Here is a 14,038-nt window from a genome sequence, read left to right on the forward strand (position 1 = left end):
TGCCAATCTTTCAGGTGAATGCAAAAGCGGACGGTCCCTTTGCACCATGGAAGCCCATGGGCCAAAGACCATCCGCTTGAAATCGGTCAATTTTCGATTTTAAACGCTAATCGGCGCCTCTTTCGGCTCCCGCTTCACACGAAATGCCGCTGCATACATTGCCGGCAAGGCCAGCAGCGTCAGCACCGTCGCGACGATCAGGCCGCCCATGATGGCCACCGCCATCGGCCCCCAGAACACGCTGCGCGACAGCGGGATCATCGCCAGCACCGCCGCCGCGGCCGTCAGCACGATCGGCCGCAGCCGCCGCACCGCCGACTCCACGATCGCGTCCCACGCCGGCACGCCCGCCGCGCGGTCGAGCTCGATCTGGTCGATCAGGATCACCGCATTGCGCTGGATCATGCCCATCAGCGCGATCACGCCCAGCAGCGCCACGAAGCCGAAGGGCCGGTTCAGCACCAGCAGTGCACCGGCCACGCCGGCAATGCCCATCGGGCCGGTGATGAACACCAGCAGCGAGCGGCTGAAACTGTGCAACTGCAGCATCAGCAGCGTGAACACCAGGAACAGCATGATCGGCACGCCGGCCACGATCGAGGCCGAGCCCTTGCTGCTCTCCTCCACCGCGCCCGCCACCTCGATGCGGTAGCCGCCCTGCCCGGCCGCCACCCAGCCGGCTTCGAGCTCGCGCAGCTTCGGCAGCAATTGCGCCGTCACTGTCGCGCCTTGCAGGCCCTCGACCACGTCTCCCTGCACGGTGATGGCGTAGTCGCGGTTCTCGCGCCACATCACGCCCGGCTCCCAGGTGAACACCGGCTTGGCGATCTGCGTGAGCGGAATCGAACGGCCCGAGGTCGTCGGGATGTAGGCGTTGCCGATGTCCGAGATGGCCTGGCGCTCGTCGGGCGCCTGGCGCAGCACGATGTCGATCAGCAGGTCGTTCTCGCGGTACTGGCCCACGGTGGTGCCGCTGAACATGGTCTTGGAGGCCTGCGCGATGGCCTGGCTCGTCACGCCAAGCGCGCGCGCCTTGGCCTGGTCGATCTCGAGGCGGATCACCTTCACCGACTCGTTCCAGTTGTCGTTCACGCCGCGCATGTTGGCGTTGTCGCGCAGCACGGCCTTCACTTCGTCGGCATGGCCGCGCAGCAGCGCCGGGTCGGGGCCGATCACGCGGAACTGCACCGGGTACGGCACCGGCGGCCCGTTGGGCAGCAGCTTGACGCGGCCGCGCACCTCGGGAAACTCCTGCGCCAGTACCAGCGGCAGCTTGATGCGCAGCGTCTCGCGCACCTTCAGGTCCTTGGCGAGCACGATCAGCTGCGACACGTTGGTCTGCGGGAACACCTGGTCCAGCGGCAGGTAGAAGCGCGGCACGCCGGAGCCGATCCAGGTGCTGACCGTCTTCACGCCGGCCTCCTGCATCACGCGCTGCTCGACGCGCTTGGCCACTTCTTCGTTGGCGGCGAAGGAGGTGCCTTCAGGAAACCAGAGGTCGAGCAGGATCTCGGGCCGGCTCGAATCGGGGAAGAACTGCTGCTGCACCTTGCCCATGCCGACAATGCCGAGTGCAAAGATCAGAATCGTGGCGCCGATGGTCATCCAGCGGTGCTGCACGCACCAGTTCACCGTGCGGCGGAAGACGTTGTAGAACGGTGTGTCGAACAGCTCGTGCGGCGGTGCATCGGGGTCGTGCGGCTTCACCTTCAGCAGCAGCGTGCCGAGGTACGGCACGAAGTACACCGAGACGATCCACGACAGCACCAGCGCGATCACCGTCACCGCGAAGATCGCGAAGGTGTACTCGCCCGTCACTGACTTGGCGATGCCGATCGGCAGGAAACCCGCCGCAGTGATGAGCGTGCCCGTGAGCATCGGCTTGGCCGTCACGTCGTAGGCGAAGGTGGCGGCGCGGACCTTGTCGTAGCCCTCTTCCATCTTCCGCACCATCATCTCGACCGCGATGATGGCGTCGTCCACCAGCAGCCCGAGCGCGATGATGAGCGACCCCAGCGATATCTTGTGCAGCCCGATGCCGAAGTAGTTCATCGCCAGGAAGGTCACGGCCAGCACCAGCGGAATGGTGATTGCCACCACCAGCCCCGGGCGCATGTCGATGTACCAGCCGAAGCGCCCGCCCTTGTGCAGGCCGAGCGAGATGATGCTCACGGCCAGCACGATGGCCACGGCCTCGATCAGCACGCCGACGAATTCGTTGACCGAACTCGCCACCGACACCGGCTGGTCTTGCACCTGCGCCAGCTTGACGCCGGCCGGCAGGCGCTGGTCGATGGTGGCGGTGGTGGCCTTCAGCGCCTTGCCCAGCGCGATGATGTCGCCGCCCTTGGCCATCGACACGCCCAGGCCGATCACTTCCTTGCCCTGGTGGTGCATCTTGACCGACGGCGGATCGATGTAGCCGCGGTGGATGTCCGCAATGTCGCCGAGCTTGATCTGGTTGCCCGAGCTGCCGCGAATGGGCATCTCGCGCAGCTGGTCGACGCTGGTGAACTGGCCCGCGACGCGCACCTGCACCACGTCCTGCGGCGACTGGATCGTGCCCGCGCTCTCGATCGCGTTCTGCGAACCGAGCTGCGCCAGCACCGCGTTGAAGTCGAGCCCCAGCTGCGCCAGGCGCTTCTGCGAGATCTCGATGTAGACCTTCTCGTCCTGCACGCCGAACTGGTCGACCTTGGCCACGTCCTTCACGCGCAGCAGCTGCTGGCGCACGTCGTCGGCCAGCGTCTTGAGCTCGGCGTAGCTGAACCCGTCGCTCTCCAGCGCGTAGATCACGCCGTAGACATCGCCGAAATCGTCATTGAAGAACGGCCCCTGCACGCCGGCGGGCAAGGTGGCGCGCATGTCGCCGATCTTCTTGCGCACCGTGTACCAGACGTTGGCAACCTCAGTGGACTTCGACGAGTCCTTGATGTTGAAGATGATCTGCGACTCACCCGGCTTCGAGTAGCTGCGGATCTTGTCGGCGTACGGCGCTTCCTGCAGCGTGCGCTCGAGCTTGTCGGTGACCTGCTCGGCCACCTGCTGCGCGGTGGCGCCGGGCCAGTAGGTGCGCACCACCATCGCGCGGAAGGTGAACGGCGGGTCTTCGTCCTGGCCGAGCTGGAAGTACGCGAAGGCACCCAGCACCATCAGCACCACCATCAGGTAGCGCGTGAGGGGCGCGTGGTCCAGCGCCCATTTGGAGAGGTTGAAGCCGGCGGGCTTTTCAGTGGGAGTCGCTGCGCCGCCGCTCATTTGCCGGCACCCGCTGCGATCTCCTTGTTCGTCGCAGCGACAGCCGCGACGGGCTGCGCCGATTCCTTCGCACCGGCATTGGCGGCGGCCGCGGCCGCCTCCTTGGACTGGTAGATGGTGACCTTCTGCCCCGGCGACAGCACGTGCACGCCAGCGGCCACGACCATCATGCCGGGCGCGATGCCGCCGGCGATCACGGCCTCATTGCCGTCGGCCGTGGCCACCTGCACGGTCTGCGAACGCACCGTCATGGTCGACTTGTCGAGCACCCATACGGCCGAGCCCTTGCCTTCCTGGCGCAGCGCGCTGGTCGGCAGCTTCATCACCGTGGTGGTGCCGTGCGCGAGCGCCTGCGGACGCGCATAGACCGTGGCGCCCAGCGGCGGCGAAGTGGCCGCGTTGATGGCAACCTTGACCGAGTAGGTGCGCGTCACCGCGTCGGCGCTGGCCGCCACTTCGCGCACCTGGCCCTCCAGTTCGTTGCCGCCCGACCAGCCACGTACCGTGACGGGCGAGCCGGCCTTGATCAGCGTGGCGCGGTCTTCAGGCACCGCGAACACCACGTCGCGCGCGCCGTCCTGCGCAATGCGAACGACCGGCGTGCCGGCCTGCACCACCTGGCCCGGTTCTGCCTCGATGGCGGTGATGATGCCGGCCACGTCGGCCACCAGCGTCGTGTAGTTGGCCTGGTTGCCCTGCGAGGCGAGCTGCGCCTGGGCCTGCTCGAGCTGGGCCTGCGCGGCCTTCCAGGTGGTCTCGCGGCGCTCCAGTTCGGCGCCGCTGATGAAGTTCTGCGCACGCAGCTCGGCGTAGCGCTTGAGATCGGCGGCCGCGAGGTCGCGATTGGTCAGCGCGGCGGCCTGCTGGGCTCGTGCGGCTTCAGCGGCGAGGCGGTAGTCCTGCGGATCGAGCTGTGCCAGCACCTGGCCGGCCTGCACGTGCTGGCCGAGTTCGGCCTGGCGCTTGGTGATCTTGCCCGCCACGCGGAAGCCAAGGCGCGATTCGACACGCGCGCGCACCTCGGCAGAAAACTCGGGCTGGGCATCGAATTCGCTCGCCCCAACGGTCACGAACTTGACCGCGCGAACGGGGTCCTCGGCCGCAGGCTTCGGCGAACAGCCGGCCAGAAAAATGGCGGGAAGCAGCAACCAGGCGGCGCTGCGGACACGGGAGGAGAGGACGGCGGAGGCGGTCATGAAACACCCTGGAAAGGACGAACCGGATCATTACTGACCCACTGGTTAGTAATTTAGGGTAAACGTGAACTACTGTCAATGACCCGCCGGTCACTAGGTGCGTTGACCCATCTCCACAAGCCGGTTGTCCGGCAGCTCGAAGTAGTCCGAAGCCCGCCCCGCATTGCGCTGCAGCCAGCCGAACAACACACGCCGGACCGGGTTCATGCCCGGCAGGTTTTCCTCGCCGACCGAGGCGCGCGAGACGAAGTAGGACGTCTTCATCGAATCGATCGCCAACGTCTTCTGGTACGCCAGGATGCGGATGAACTCGGGCACGTCGGGCCGCTCCATGAAGCCGTGGCGCGCCGTGACCATCCAGATGCCTTCCATCAGCTGCTCGGCCTCGATGCGGATGCGTGCATCGACGCGCGGGGTGTCGCAGGGCAGCACGCGCAGCACGATCACCTGCTCGTGCAGCACCTGGTTGTGCTTGAGGTTGTGCAGCAACGCATGCGGCACCGCAGTGGCGTCGGGGTTCAGGAACACGGCCGTGCCGCTCACCCGGTGCGGCATGTGCAACGCCAGCGATTCGACGAACGGCCGCAGCGGCAGGCTCTCGGCCGCTGCGGCCTCCAGTCCCAGCCGGCGCCCCTTGGCCCAGGTGGTGAAGACCACCATCACCACGGCCGCCACCGCCAGCGTGAGCCAGCCGCCCTCGGCCACCTTCAGGCTGTTGGCAATCACGAAAGTCAGGTCGACCACCGCGAAGGCCGCCACGCCGACCACCACCGCCACCTTGTTCCAGCGCCACAGACCCCAGGCCACGATGCCGGCCAGCAGCGTGGTCGTCACCATCGTGATCGACACCGCGATGCCGTACGCAGCCGACAGCGCACCGGAGCTGCGGAAGCCCAGCACCAGCAGCAGCACGCCCACCATCAGCAGCCAGTTGACGGCCGGCACGTAGATCTGCCCGATGGCCGTGCCCGAAGTCTGTATCACCCGCATGCGCGGCAGGTAGCCCATGCGCATCGCATGCGCCGTGAGCGAGAAGGCGCCCGAGATCACCGCCTGCGAGGCGATCACCGTCGCCATCGCGGCCAGCACCACCATCGGCAGCACGCCCCACGCGGGAAAGAGCCGGAAGAACGGGTTGTCGATGGCCGCCGGGTTCGCCAGCACCAGCGCACCCTGCCCGAAGTAGTTCAGCACCAGCCCCGGCAGTGCGATGAACATCCACGCCAGACGAATCGGCTTGGCGCCGAAGTGCCCCATGTCGGCATACAGCGCCTCGCCGCCCGTGAACGCCAGGAACACCGCGCCCAGCACCGCCAGCGACTGCGCCCGATGCTCGACGAGAAAGCCGAGGGCGCGACGTGGGTCCAGCGCCGCCAGCACCTGGGGCTGCTGCAGCACCTGCCACAACCCGGCTGCCGCCAGCACAACGAACCAAAGCAGCATGACCGGCCCGAAGATCTTGCCGACCACGCCCGTGCCCTTCTTCTGCACCATGAAGAGCGCAACCAGGATCACCACCGTGATCGGGATCACCGCGCGCTGCAGCACCGGCGCCTGCACCTCCAGCCCCTCGACCGCCGACAGCACCGAGATGGCCGGCGTGATCAGGCTGTCGCCGTAGAACATGGCCGCACCCACCAGGCCCAGCATGCCGATGACGCTCCACACCCACGGCTTGGTCTTGGGCCCCGCAACCGCGCTGCGCGCCAGCGCCTGCAGCGCCAGGATGCCGCCCTCGCCGTCGTGGTCGGCGCGCAGCACGAACACCACGTACTTCAGCGTGACCACGAACATCAGCCCCCAGAAGATCAGCGAGAGCAGGCCCAGCACCGAATCGGGCGAGAACGGCACGCCGTGCTCGGGGTTCATCGTTTCCTTGAAGGCATAGAGCGGCGAGGTGCCGATGTCGCCGAACACAACGCCCAGCGCCGCGATCATGAGCGTGGGCCCCTTCGGATGCGCCGCCTCGCCGTACGCTGAAACCTGGGGCCCGGAAGCCGAAGCGGATGCTTTCATGAAGCAGAAGTTCAAAGTGGCGACGCTGCGAGCATAGTGCCGGGGCTTTGCATCGTCGCTGACAATCGTGGCGTGTCCGCCACTCCCCACCTCGCTGCGCCGCCTGCGCACTACGAAAACTTCCCCGTCGCCTCGTGGCTGTGCCCGCCGCACCTGCGACCGCCGATCGCGGCTATTTACCACTTCGCGCGCACCGCCGACGACATTGCCGACGAAGGCACCGCCTCGCCCAGCGAGCGCCTGGCCGAGCTGCACGCCTACCGTGAAGAACTCGCCGCCGCCGCCGCGCGGGGCGAAGTGCTCCCGTCGTCGCGCTGGCCCCACGTATTCGGCCCGCTGGCCCACAGCATCGCCCAGCACGGCCTGCCCGAAGACCTGCTCGCCGACCTGCTGAGCGCCTTCGTGCAGGACATCGAGAAGACCCGCGACCGCGGCACCTACGCCGACCGCGCCGAACTGCTCGACTACTGCCGCCGCTCCGCCAACCCCGTCGGCCGCCTGTTGCTGCATCTCTACGGCGTGCACGACTCCGAGGCGCTGGCGCAGAGCGACGCCATCTGCAGCGCACTGCAGCTCATCAACTTCTGGCAGGACCCGAGCGTCGACCTGCCGCGCGACCGCTTCTACTTTCCGCTGACCGACTGTGCCCGCCGCAAGATGACGCGCGAAAACTTCAAGGTCTTTGCGCCGCTCTCGAACGCCCCGCCGCCGCAGGAAGCTATCAATCTGATAGCAGTCGTATCGCACTGGGCCCGCGAACTCATGCACGAAGGTGCCCCTCTCGTGCACCGCCTGCCCGGCCGCGCCGGCTGGGAGCTGCGCCTCGTCGTGCAGGGCGGCCTGCGCATCCTCGACAAGATCGAGGACCTGGGCTTCGACACCTTCTCGCAGCGCCCCACCATCGGCAAGACCGACGCGCCCGTGCTGCTCTGGAAGGCCATGCGGATGCGGAGACAATGGCGGCCCATGAAAGCAGCGCCTCCCCGATGAATCCCGAGCAATACGTGCAAGACAAGGCCGCCGCCTCGGGCAGCAGTTTCTATTACGCCTTCCTGTTCCTTCCCAAGCCGCGCCGCGCCGCGATCACGGCCTTCTATGCCTTCTGCCGCGAGGTCGACGACGTGGTCGACGAGGTCACCGACCCCGGCGTGGCCGCCACCAAGCTCGCCTGGTGGCGCACCGAGGTAGCCCAGTCTTTCGCGGGCACGCCGCGGCATCCGGTCATGCAGGCGCTGATGCCGCACACCGCGGCCTACGGCATCGAGGCGCGCCAGCTCCACGAAGTGATCGACGGCTGCCAGATGGACCTGGACCAGACCCGCTACCTCGACTTTCCCGGCCTCGCGCGCTACTGCCACTTGGTGGCCGGCGTGGTCGGCGAAGTCGCGGCCCGCATCTTCGGCCAGACCGATCCGAAAACCACCGCCTACGCCCACAAGCTGGGCCTGGCGCTGCAGCTCACCAACATCCTGCGCGACGTCGGCGAAGACGCCCTGCGCGGGCGCATCTACCTGCCGGTGAACGAACTGCAGAAGTTCGACGTGAAGGCGCACGAGATCCTGAACCGCGTGCACTCCGACCGCTTCGTCACGCTGATGAAGTTCCAGGCCGCGCGCGCCCATGTGGCGTATGACGAAGCGCTCGCCCTGCTCCCGCTCGCCGACCGCCGCACGCAGAAGCCGGGCCTGATGATGGCCAGCATCTATCGCACGCTGCTGCGCGAGATCGAGCGCGACAACTTCCAGGTGCTGAACCAGCGGGTGAGCCTGACGCCGGTACGCAAGTTCTGGCTGGCGTGGAAGGTCCAGGCGCTCGGGCGCATCTAGTCTTGAAGAAGACAGCTGTCATCGGTGCCGGTTGGGCCGGCCTCGCCTGCGCAGTCGAGGCCACGCGTCTCGGTCACGCCGTCACGCTGTTCGAAGCGGCGCACATGCCGGGCGGCCGCGCGCGGCGGGTCGACAACATGCATGGGCTGGCGCTCGACAACGGGCAGCACATCCTGATCGGCGCGTACACCGCCACGCTGAAGCTCATGCGCGACGTTGGCGTCGATGTCGACAGCGCGCTGCTGCGCCTGCCGCTCTCGCTGCGCTTCGCCGATGGTGGCGGGCTCAAGCTGCCGCGCCTGCCCGCACCGCTTGACCTGCTGGCCGGCATCTTCGCGGCTCGCGGCTGGACGTGGCGCGACAAGTCTTCGCTGCTGCGCACGGCAATCGGTTGGCGGCTTGCGGGCTTTCGCTGCGCCGCAAGCACCACCGTCGCCGACCTGTGCACCGGCCTCACGCCCCGCGTGATGCAGGAGCTGATCGAGCCGCTGTGCGTCTCGGCCCTCAACACGCCCGTGGCGCAGTCGAGCGGTGAAGTGTTTCTGCGCGTGCTCAAAGACGCTCTCTTCAGCGGCAGCGGCGGCGCCGACCTTCTGCTGCCGCGTGCTGACCTGGGCGCACTGCTTCCCGACGCGGCGATCCGATGGCTGGCGCAGCACGGTGCCGTGACGCTCATCGGTGCCCGCGTGCGCGCCATCGCCCCCGGCGGCGCGCAATGGCGCGTCGACGATGAAGTCTTCGACCAGGTCGTGCTGGCCTGCGCGCCGTGGGACGCCGCCCGGCTCGTCCGTGCGTCTGGCCTGCAGGCGGATGCCTGGTGCGACACCACTGAAGCCCTGCGCTTCGAAGCCATCGCCACCATCTACGTGCGCGGCGCCTCACCACTTGCAGAACCGATGCTCGCGCTGCGCAGCAACCCGGCCACGGCACCGGCGCAATTCGCGTTCGACCGCGGCCAGCTCACCGGCCTGCAAGGCGTGCTCGCGATGGTCGTGAGCGCCAATGAAACACCGCGCGAGGTGCTGGAAGAACAGGTAGTCGCTCAAGCGGCCGCACAGTTGGGCCAGACAAACCTGCAGCTCGTGCAGACAGTGGTCGAGAAGCGCGCCACCTTCGCCTGCACGCCCGCACTTTCGAGACCCGCTTCGGCCATCGCCCCCGGCCTGCAGGCCTGCGGCGACTACATCGAAGGCCCCTACCCCGCCACGCTCGAAGGCGCGGTGCTCAGTGGGCTGGCAGCCGCGAAAGCATTGGCGACCTCATGACGACCGAACTGCGCTACCTCGATTTCGACTACAGCGAAGACACCGAAGGCCACGGCACCTTCGATGCGATGGCATCCACCACGCCCGACAAGACGCCCGAGGTGCAGGCCGAAATCGCGCAGGTGCTCGCCTGGGCCGAAGCCACCTTCCCCGATGCGCGCGGCGCGCTCGAAGAAGGCGCGATGTGGGACTACGACCTGCAGCAGACGCAGGAAGACGATGCGCGCTTCGACACCGTCACCCTCTCGCTCAGCGGTACAGCCGATTTCTGCGCGGCACTGCGCGAGCAGTTCGCGCTCGACTGAGCAAGAAGAAAAGAATCAGGCCGTCTTGTTGGGCAAGCGCAGCAGGCTCAACCCCAGCAACACGAACGCGCCACCCGACAGCTTGTTGAACAGCCGCGTGCGGCGCGGGTCCGACAGCTGCTTGCGCAGCAGGCGCGCCAGCAGCACGTAGAACGCATGCGACAGCACCGAGGCAGCCGCAAAGGTGGTCGTCAGCACCGCGAACTGCATGGCGAGCGGCGCGTCCTGCGTGAGGAACTGCGGGAACAGCGCCGAGAAGAAAAGAATGCCCTTGGGATTGGTCAGCGCCACCGTCAGGCCATGCCCGAACAAGCGCCAGCTCGAACGCGGCGAGGCCCCTGCCGACGAGCCCTGCAGGTCGGCGAACACGCTGCCCTGGCTGCGCCATTGCTTGATGCCCAGGTAGATCAGGTAGGCCGCGCCGGCCAGCTTCAGCACCATGAAGGCATGCGCCGAGGTGGAGAGCACCACGCCCAGCCCGGCCATAGCGGCGGCCGACACCATGAACAGGCCCATTGCATTGCCGAGCGAACTGATCATTGCGCGTCGCGGGCCCACGCTCATCGAATTCGAGACCGCGAGCAGCACCGCCGGTCCAGGCGTGAAGGCGACAAGCAGCGTGACGCCGCAGAAGATGAGCCAGTTGGAGAAATGCACTTTGGGGTTCCTGCCCGGCGCGAGGCCGCAAGACGGTGAGACAGACGGGAAACTATAGTCAGCCCGGCGAATCGCTGCAGACGCCGCGCCAATACCCCTCATCAGCCCACCTCACGGAACAGACACCCATGGTCACCTGCTACCTGCGCTACATCGTCGATCCCTACAAGCTCAAGGAATTCGAGCATTACAGCAAGCTCTGGATTCCGCTGGTCGAGAAGTTCGGCGGCCAACACCATGGCTACTTTTTGCCGTCGGAGGGCGCGAACGACGTAGCGCTGGCAATGTTCACGTTTACTAGCCTGGCCGCCTACGAAAAGTACCGCGCCGATTCGATGCAAGACCCGGAGTGCCAGGCTGCGTTCAAGTACGCGGAAGAAACCCGCTGCATCCTCAGCTACGAGCGCAGCTTCTTCCGCCCCGTCTTCAAATAGTGCCTCAGGCGCCCAGCGCCATGCACAGCGCGTGCAGGTTCGGCACGATCAGCTGCGGCCGTGCGCCATGCACCCACGGCCGCTCGTCGCGCACCAGCCACGCGGCCTGCATGCCGGCGTTGAGCGCACCGACCACGTCGAGTTCGGCGTCGTCGCCCACGTGCAGCACGTCCTTCGGCAGCAGGCCGACCGAAGCTGCGGCAGCGCGGAAGATCGGCGCGTGCGGCTTGCCGCTGCCGAAGGCGCGTGCGTTGAAGGCGGTGCGGAACCAGCGGCCCACGCCGGTCTTGTGGATGTCGGCGTTGCCGTTGGAGACCGCCACCAGCGGATAGCGTTCGCTGAGCCACTTCAGCGCCGGCAGCGCGTCGTCGTACAGCGTCACGCACTGGCGCTCGGCGAAGAAGGCATCGAAGGCCGGCTCGGCCAGCGCCGGGTCTTCGCCCGCTCGCGTGAGCGCGGTGCGAATCGACTCGCGTCGCAGCGCGCTCAGGTCGTGCGCGAGGTCTGAGCGCTCCTTGGCCGTGGCTTCACGCAGTTCGCGCAGAATGCCCGGCGTCATGAGCAGCGAGGCCGTCTTCGGCGCTTCGCGCAACAGCCATTCGTGCAGCACGGCCTCGGCGCGTTCGATGGTCGGCCAGATCGGCCACAGGGTGTCGTCGAGGTCGAGAGAGATCGCCGAGATGCGCTTGAGATCGAGAGGCGCGGCGCTTGCGGAGGCCGTGGGAGCGGAAGTCATGCCCGAGAATATCGCATGCCTCCAAGCCACGAGACCGCCTCTCCAAGTACCCCCCGTACCCCGCGCACCGCTGTGCTCTGGTGCAACCTGGGCTCGCCCGACGCCCCTACCGCCGCCGCCGTTCGCCCCTATCTCGCCGACTTCCTGGGCGACCCGCGCGTGGTCGAGATCCCGAAGGTGCTCTGGGCGCTGATCCTGCACGGCATCATCCTGCGCACGCGGCCGGCAAAATCTGCCGCCAAGTACGCGAGCATCTGGATGCCCGAAGGCTCGCCGCTCAAGGTGTGGACACAGAAGCAGGCCACGCTGCTGGCCGGCTGGCTCGGCGAGCGCGGCCACCGCGTGACGGTGCGCGACGCGATGCGCTATGCCAGCCCATCCATCGCCTCCCGGCTCGACGCGCTGCAGGCCGAAGGCGCCACCCGCGTGCTGGTGCTGCAGGCCTACCCGCAGTACTCGGCCACCACCACCGCGAGCGTGATCGACGCGGTGAACGCCTGGAGCAGCAGGCAGCGCCGAGTACCCGAATTCCGCTTCGTCAACGACTACCACGACGACCCCGCCTACATCGATGCGCTGGCTCAAGGCATCGAGCGCCACTGGAAGACCGAAGGCCGCGGGGAAGTGCTGCTGATGAGCTTCCATGGCATCCCCGCGCGTAACATCGCGCTGGGCGATCCGTACCAGGCGCAGTGCCTCGAAACCGCGCGCCTGCTAGCCACTCGGCTCGGCCTTTCCACAGCCCAGTACCGCGTGACCTTCCAGTCGCGCTTCGGCCGCGCCAAGTGGCTGGAGCCCTACACCGAGCCCACGCTGCGCGAACTCGGCGCCTCCGGCGTGAAGCGCGTGGACGTGGTCTGCCCGGGCTTCCCGGCCGACTGCCTCGAGACGCTCGAAGAAATCTCCATGGAAGGCCGCGAAGCCTTCCTGCACTCAGGCGGTGAAGCCTTCAGCTACATCCCCTGCCTCAACGACAGCCCGGCATGGATCACCGCGCTCGCGGACATTGCCGAACGCAATCTGGCGGGCTGGCCGACAACAACGTCACAGCGTCCTTGAAGAAAGAACTGGGCGCTGCCCCGGCGTTCAGCCGGCCGACCTGCGCGCCAGCAACGCCTCGATCGCAGCCTCCATCTCGGCGTATTCCCCTTCGCCGAAATGCTGCCGCATCACCTGCCCCTTGCTGTCGACCAGGTAGAACGCCGGCCAGTACTGGTTGCTGTAGGCCTTCCAGGTGGTGAAGCTGTTGTCCTGCGCCACCGGGTAGCGGATGTTGAAGCGCTCGATCGCGTCCTGCACATTGCGCGTCGACTTCTCGTAGGCGAACTCGGGCGAATGCACGCCGACCACCACGAAGCCCCGGTCCTTGTACTTCTCGTACCAGCGCACCACGTGCGGCAGCGTGCGAATGCAGTTGATGCAGGAGTAGGTCCAGAAGTCGACCAGCACCACCTTGCCGGCCAGCCCCTGCATCGTGAGCGGCTGCGAGTTGAGCCATTTGTCGATGCCCGCGAACTCGGGGGCCTTGCCATAGTCCCGCAGGCCCGGTGACTCAGCCAGCGCACTACGCGCCGGCCATCCGCCGCCCGCTGCCGCAACAAGCGCAGAGGACCCCACGGCGAGCCCCGAGAACGCCCTTCTGGACAACATCTTCATGATCGCAAACCTCGTTCGTGTGTCAGACCGACAGCGGTCTGGCGCGATTGTTTGCGGCGCACGCCGTGCGTGCGCATGTGTCACGGCAATTTGAAGTTTGTCCCGGCGGTGTGAAGGCCGCCGGCCTTCAATGCCTCAGAACCTGCCCAGATAGTCCATCTTGCCGATGGGCATGCCCTTGTGGCGCAGCACGTCGTAGGCCGTGGTCACGTGGAAGAAGAAGTTGGGCAGCGCGAACTGCAGCAGGTAGCGCTGAGCGGTGAAATGTGCTTCGCCTTCGCGCGCCTTGATGGTCACGGGGCGCTCTTCCTGGCCGTCGATCTGCGCGCGCTCGACGCTATTCAGGAAGTCCTGCGTCTTCACGATGCGCGCCAGCAGGTCGTCCCAGGTCTTTTCTTCGTCGGGAAAGCTCGGCGCGGTGATGCCCGCGATGCGGGCCGTGCCCAGCTTGCAAGCATCGCTCGCGCGCTGGATCTGGCCGGCCAACGTGAGCATGTCGGGCGCCAGGCGCGCCTCGACCAGCGTGGCCGGGTCGATGCCGTTGGCCTTGGCATGCGCAAGGCTCTTGTCGAGCAGGTGGGTGAGTTGGCCGAGTCCGCGGGTAAAGACGGGCACTGACAGGTCGTACAGAGAGAGCGTCATGGTGTTCGAGGCCTTGTTGTGGTTGGAATCGGCGGCGATTGTCACGC

At 67.0% G+C, this 14,038-nt stretch carries 13 protein-coding genes; 6 read left to right on the plus strand and 7 right to left on the minus strand.

Annotated elements, in window-relative coordinates:
* Window positions 1–99: 99 nt before the first annotated feature.
* The 3 genes from BLW48_RS15100 to BLW48_RS15110 form a co-directional block, all read right to left on the minus strand.
* Entirely contained in the window at window positions 100–3,258 is a 3,159-nt protein-coding gene (locus BLW48_RS15100) for an efflux RND transporter permease subunit (RefSeq protein WP_093175867.1), read from the minus strand.
* Window positions 3,255–4,454 carry an efflux RND transporter periplasmic adaptor subunit gene (locus tag BLW48_RS15105; protein WP_093175869.1) on the minus strand — a complete coding sequence of 400 codons (1,200 nt, stop codon included), beginning with the start codon at window positions 4,452–4,454 and terminating at the stop codon, window positions 3,255–3,257. The genes BLW48_RS15100 and BLW48_RS15105 overlap by 4 nt, the downstream gene beginning before the upstream one ends.
* A 93-nt stretch (window positions 4,455–4,547) precedes the next feature.
* Window positions 4,548–6,392, minus strand: a complete 1,845-nt coding sequence (locus tag BLW48_RS15110) for a potassium transporter Kup (RefSeq protein WP_093073747.1) — start codon at window positions 6,390–6,392, stop codon at window positions 4,548–4,550.
* Between the two features lie 150 nt (window positions 6,393–6,542).
* Here BLW48_RS15110 and hpnC point away from each other — a divergent pair, with 150 nt between their 5' ends.
* The 4 genes from hpnC to BLW48_RS15130 are packed head-to-tail and all read left to right on the plus strand — an operon-like array spanning window position 6,543 to window position 9,866.
* Window positions 6,543–7,460, plus strand: a complete 918-nt coding sequence (gene hpnC / locus BLW48_RS15115) for a squalene synthase HpnC (protein WP_093176368.1) — start codon at window positions 6,543–6,545, stop codon at window positions 7,458–7,460.
* Window positions 7,457–8,296 carry a presqualene diphosphate synthase HpnD gene (gene hpnD, locus BLW48_RS15120; protein ID WP_093175872.1) on the plus strand — a complete coding sequence of 280 codons (840 nt, stop codon included), beginning with the start codon at window positions 7,457–7,459 and terminating at the stop codon, window positions 8,294–8,296. The genes hpnC and hpnD overlap by 4 nt, the downstream gene beginning before the upstream one ends.
* Window positions 8,297–8,298: 2 nt before the next feature.
* Window positions 8,299–9,561, plus strand: a complete 1,263-nt coding sequence (gene hpnE / locus BLW48_RS15125) for a hydroxysqualene dehydroxylase HpnE (RefSeq protein WP_093175874.1) — start codon at window positions 8,299–8,301, stop codon at window positions 9,559–9,561.
* Entirely contained in the window at window positions 9,558–9,866 is a 309-nt protein-coding gene (locus BLW48_RS15130) for a hypothetical protein (RefSeq protein WP_093175877.1), read from the plus strand. Before hpnE ends, BLW48_RS15130 begins: the two co-directional genes overlap by 4 nt.
* A 15-nt stretch (window positions 9,867–9,881) precedes the next feature.
* On the opposite strand, the gene BLW48_RS15135 is transcribed toward BLW48_RS15130, so the two are convergent.
* The gene (locus tag BLW48_RS15135) at window positions 9,882–10,523 is read right to left on the minus strand and encodes a LysE family translocator (protein ID WP_093175879.1); all 642 of its coding nucleotides are present in this window, start codon (window positions 10,521–10,523) and stop codon (window positions 9,882–9,884) included.
* A gap of 128 nt (window positions 10,524–10,651) precedes the next feature.
* Between BLW48_RS15135 and BLW48_RS15140 the strand changes: the two genes are divergently transcribed.
* Window positions 10,652–10,957, plus strand: a complete 306-nt coding sequence (locus tag BLW48_RS15140; RefSeq protein ID WP_093175882.1) for an NIPSNAP family protein — start codon at window positions 10,652–10,654, stop codon at window positions 10,955–10,957.
* Window positions 10,958–10,961: 4 nt separating this feature from the next.
* On the opposite strand, the gene BLW48_RS15145 is transcribed toward BLW48_RS15140, so the two are convergent.
* Entirely contained in the window at window positions 10,962–11,693 is a 732-nt protein-coding gene (locus BLW48_RS15145) for an HAD family hydrolase (RefSeq protein WP_093175885.1), read from the minus strand.
* A 15-nt stretch (window positions 11,694–11,708) separates the two neighbouring features.
* Between BLW48_RS15145 and hemH the strand changes: the two genes are divergently transcribed.
* Window positions 11,709–12,752: a ferrochelatase gene (gene hemH, locus BLW48_RS15150; RefSeq protein WP_093175889.1), complete on the plus strand. Its 1,044-nt coding sequence runs from the start codon at window positions 11,709–11,711 to the stop codon at window positions 12,750–12,752.
* Between the two features lie 27 nt (window positions 12,753–12,779).
* Here hemH and BLW48_RS15155 read toward each other — a convergent pair whose 3' ends face one another.
* Window positions 12,780–13,343 carry a thioredoxin family protein gene (locus BLW48_RS15155; protein ID WP_093176371.1) on the minus strand — a complete coding sequence of 188 codons (564 nt, stop codon included), beginning with the start codon at window positions 13,341–13,343 and terminating at the stop codon, window positions 12,780–12,782.
* Between the two features lie 141 nt (window positions 13,344–13,484).
* Window positions 13,485–13,991: a DUF1993 domain-containing protein gene (locus tag BLW48_RS15160; protein ID WP_093176373.1), complete on the minus strand. Its 507-nt coding sequence runs from the start codon at window positions 13,989–13,991 to the stop codon at window positions 13,485–13,487.
* Window positions 13,992–14,038: the final 47 nt, after the last annotated feature.

It is taken from the genome of Variovorax sp. YR266, assembly GCF_900107295.1.
In the GTDB taxonomy this organism is placed as follows: Bacteria; Pseudomonadota; Gammaproteobacteria; order Burkholderiales; family Burkholderiaceae_C; genus Variovorax.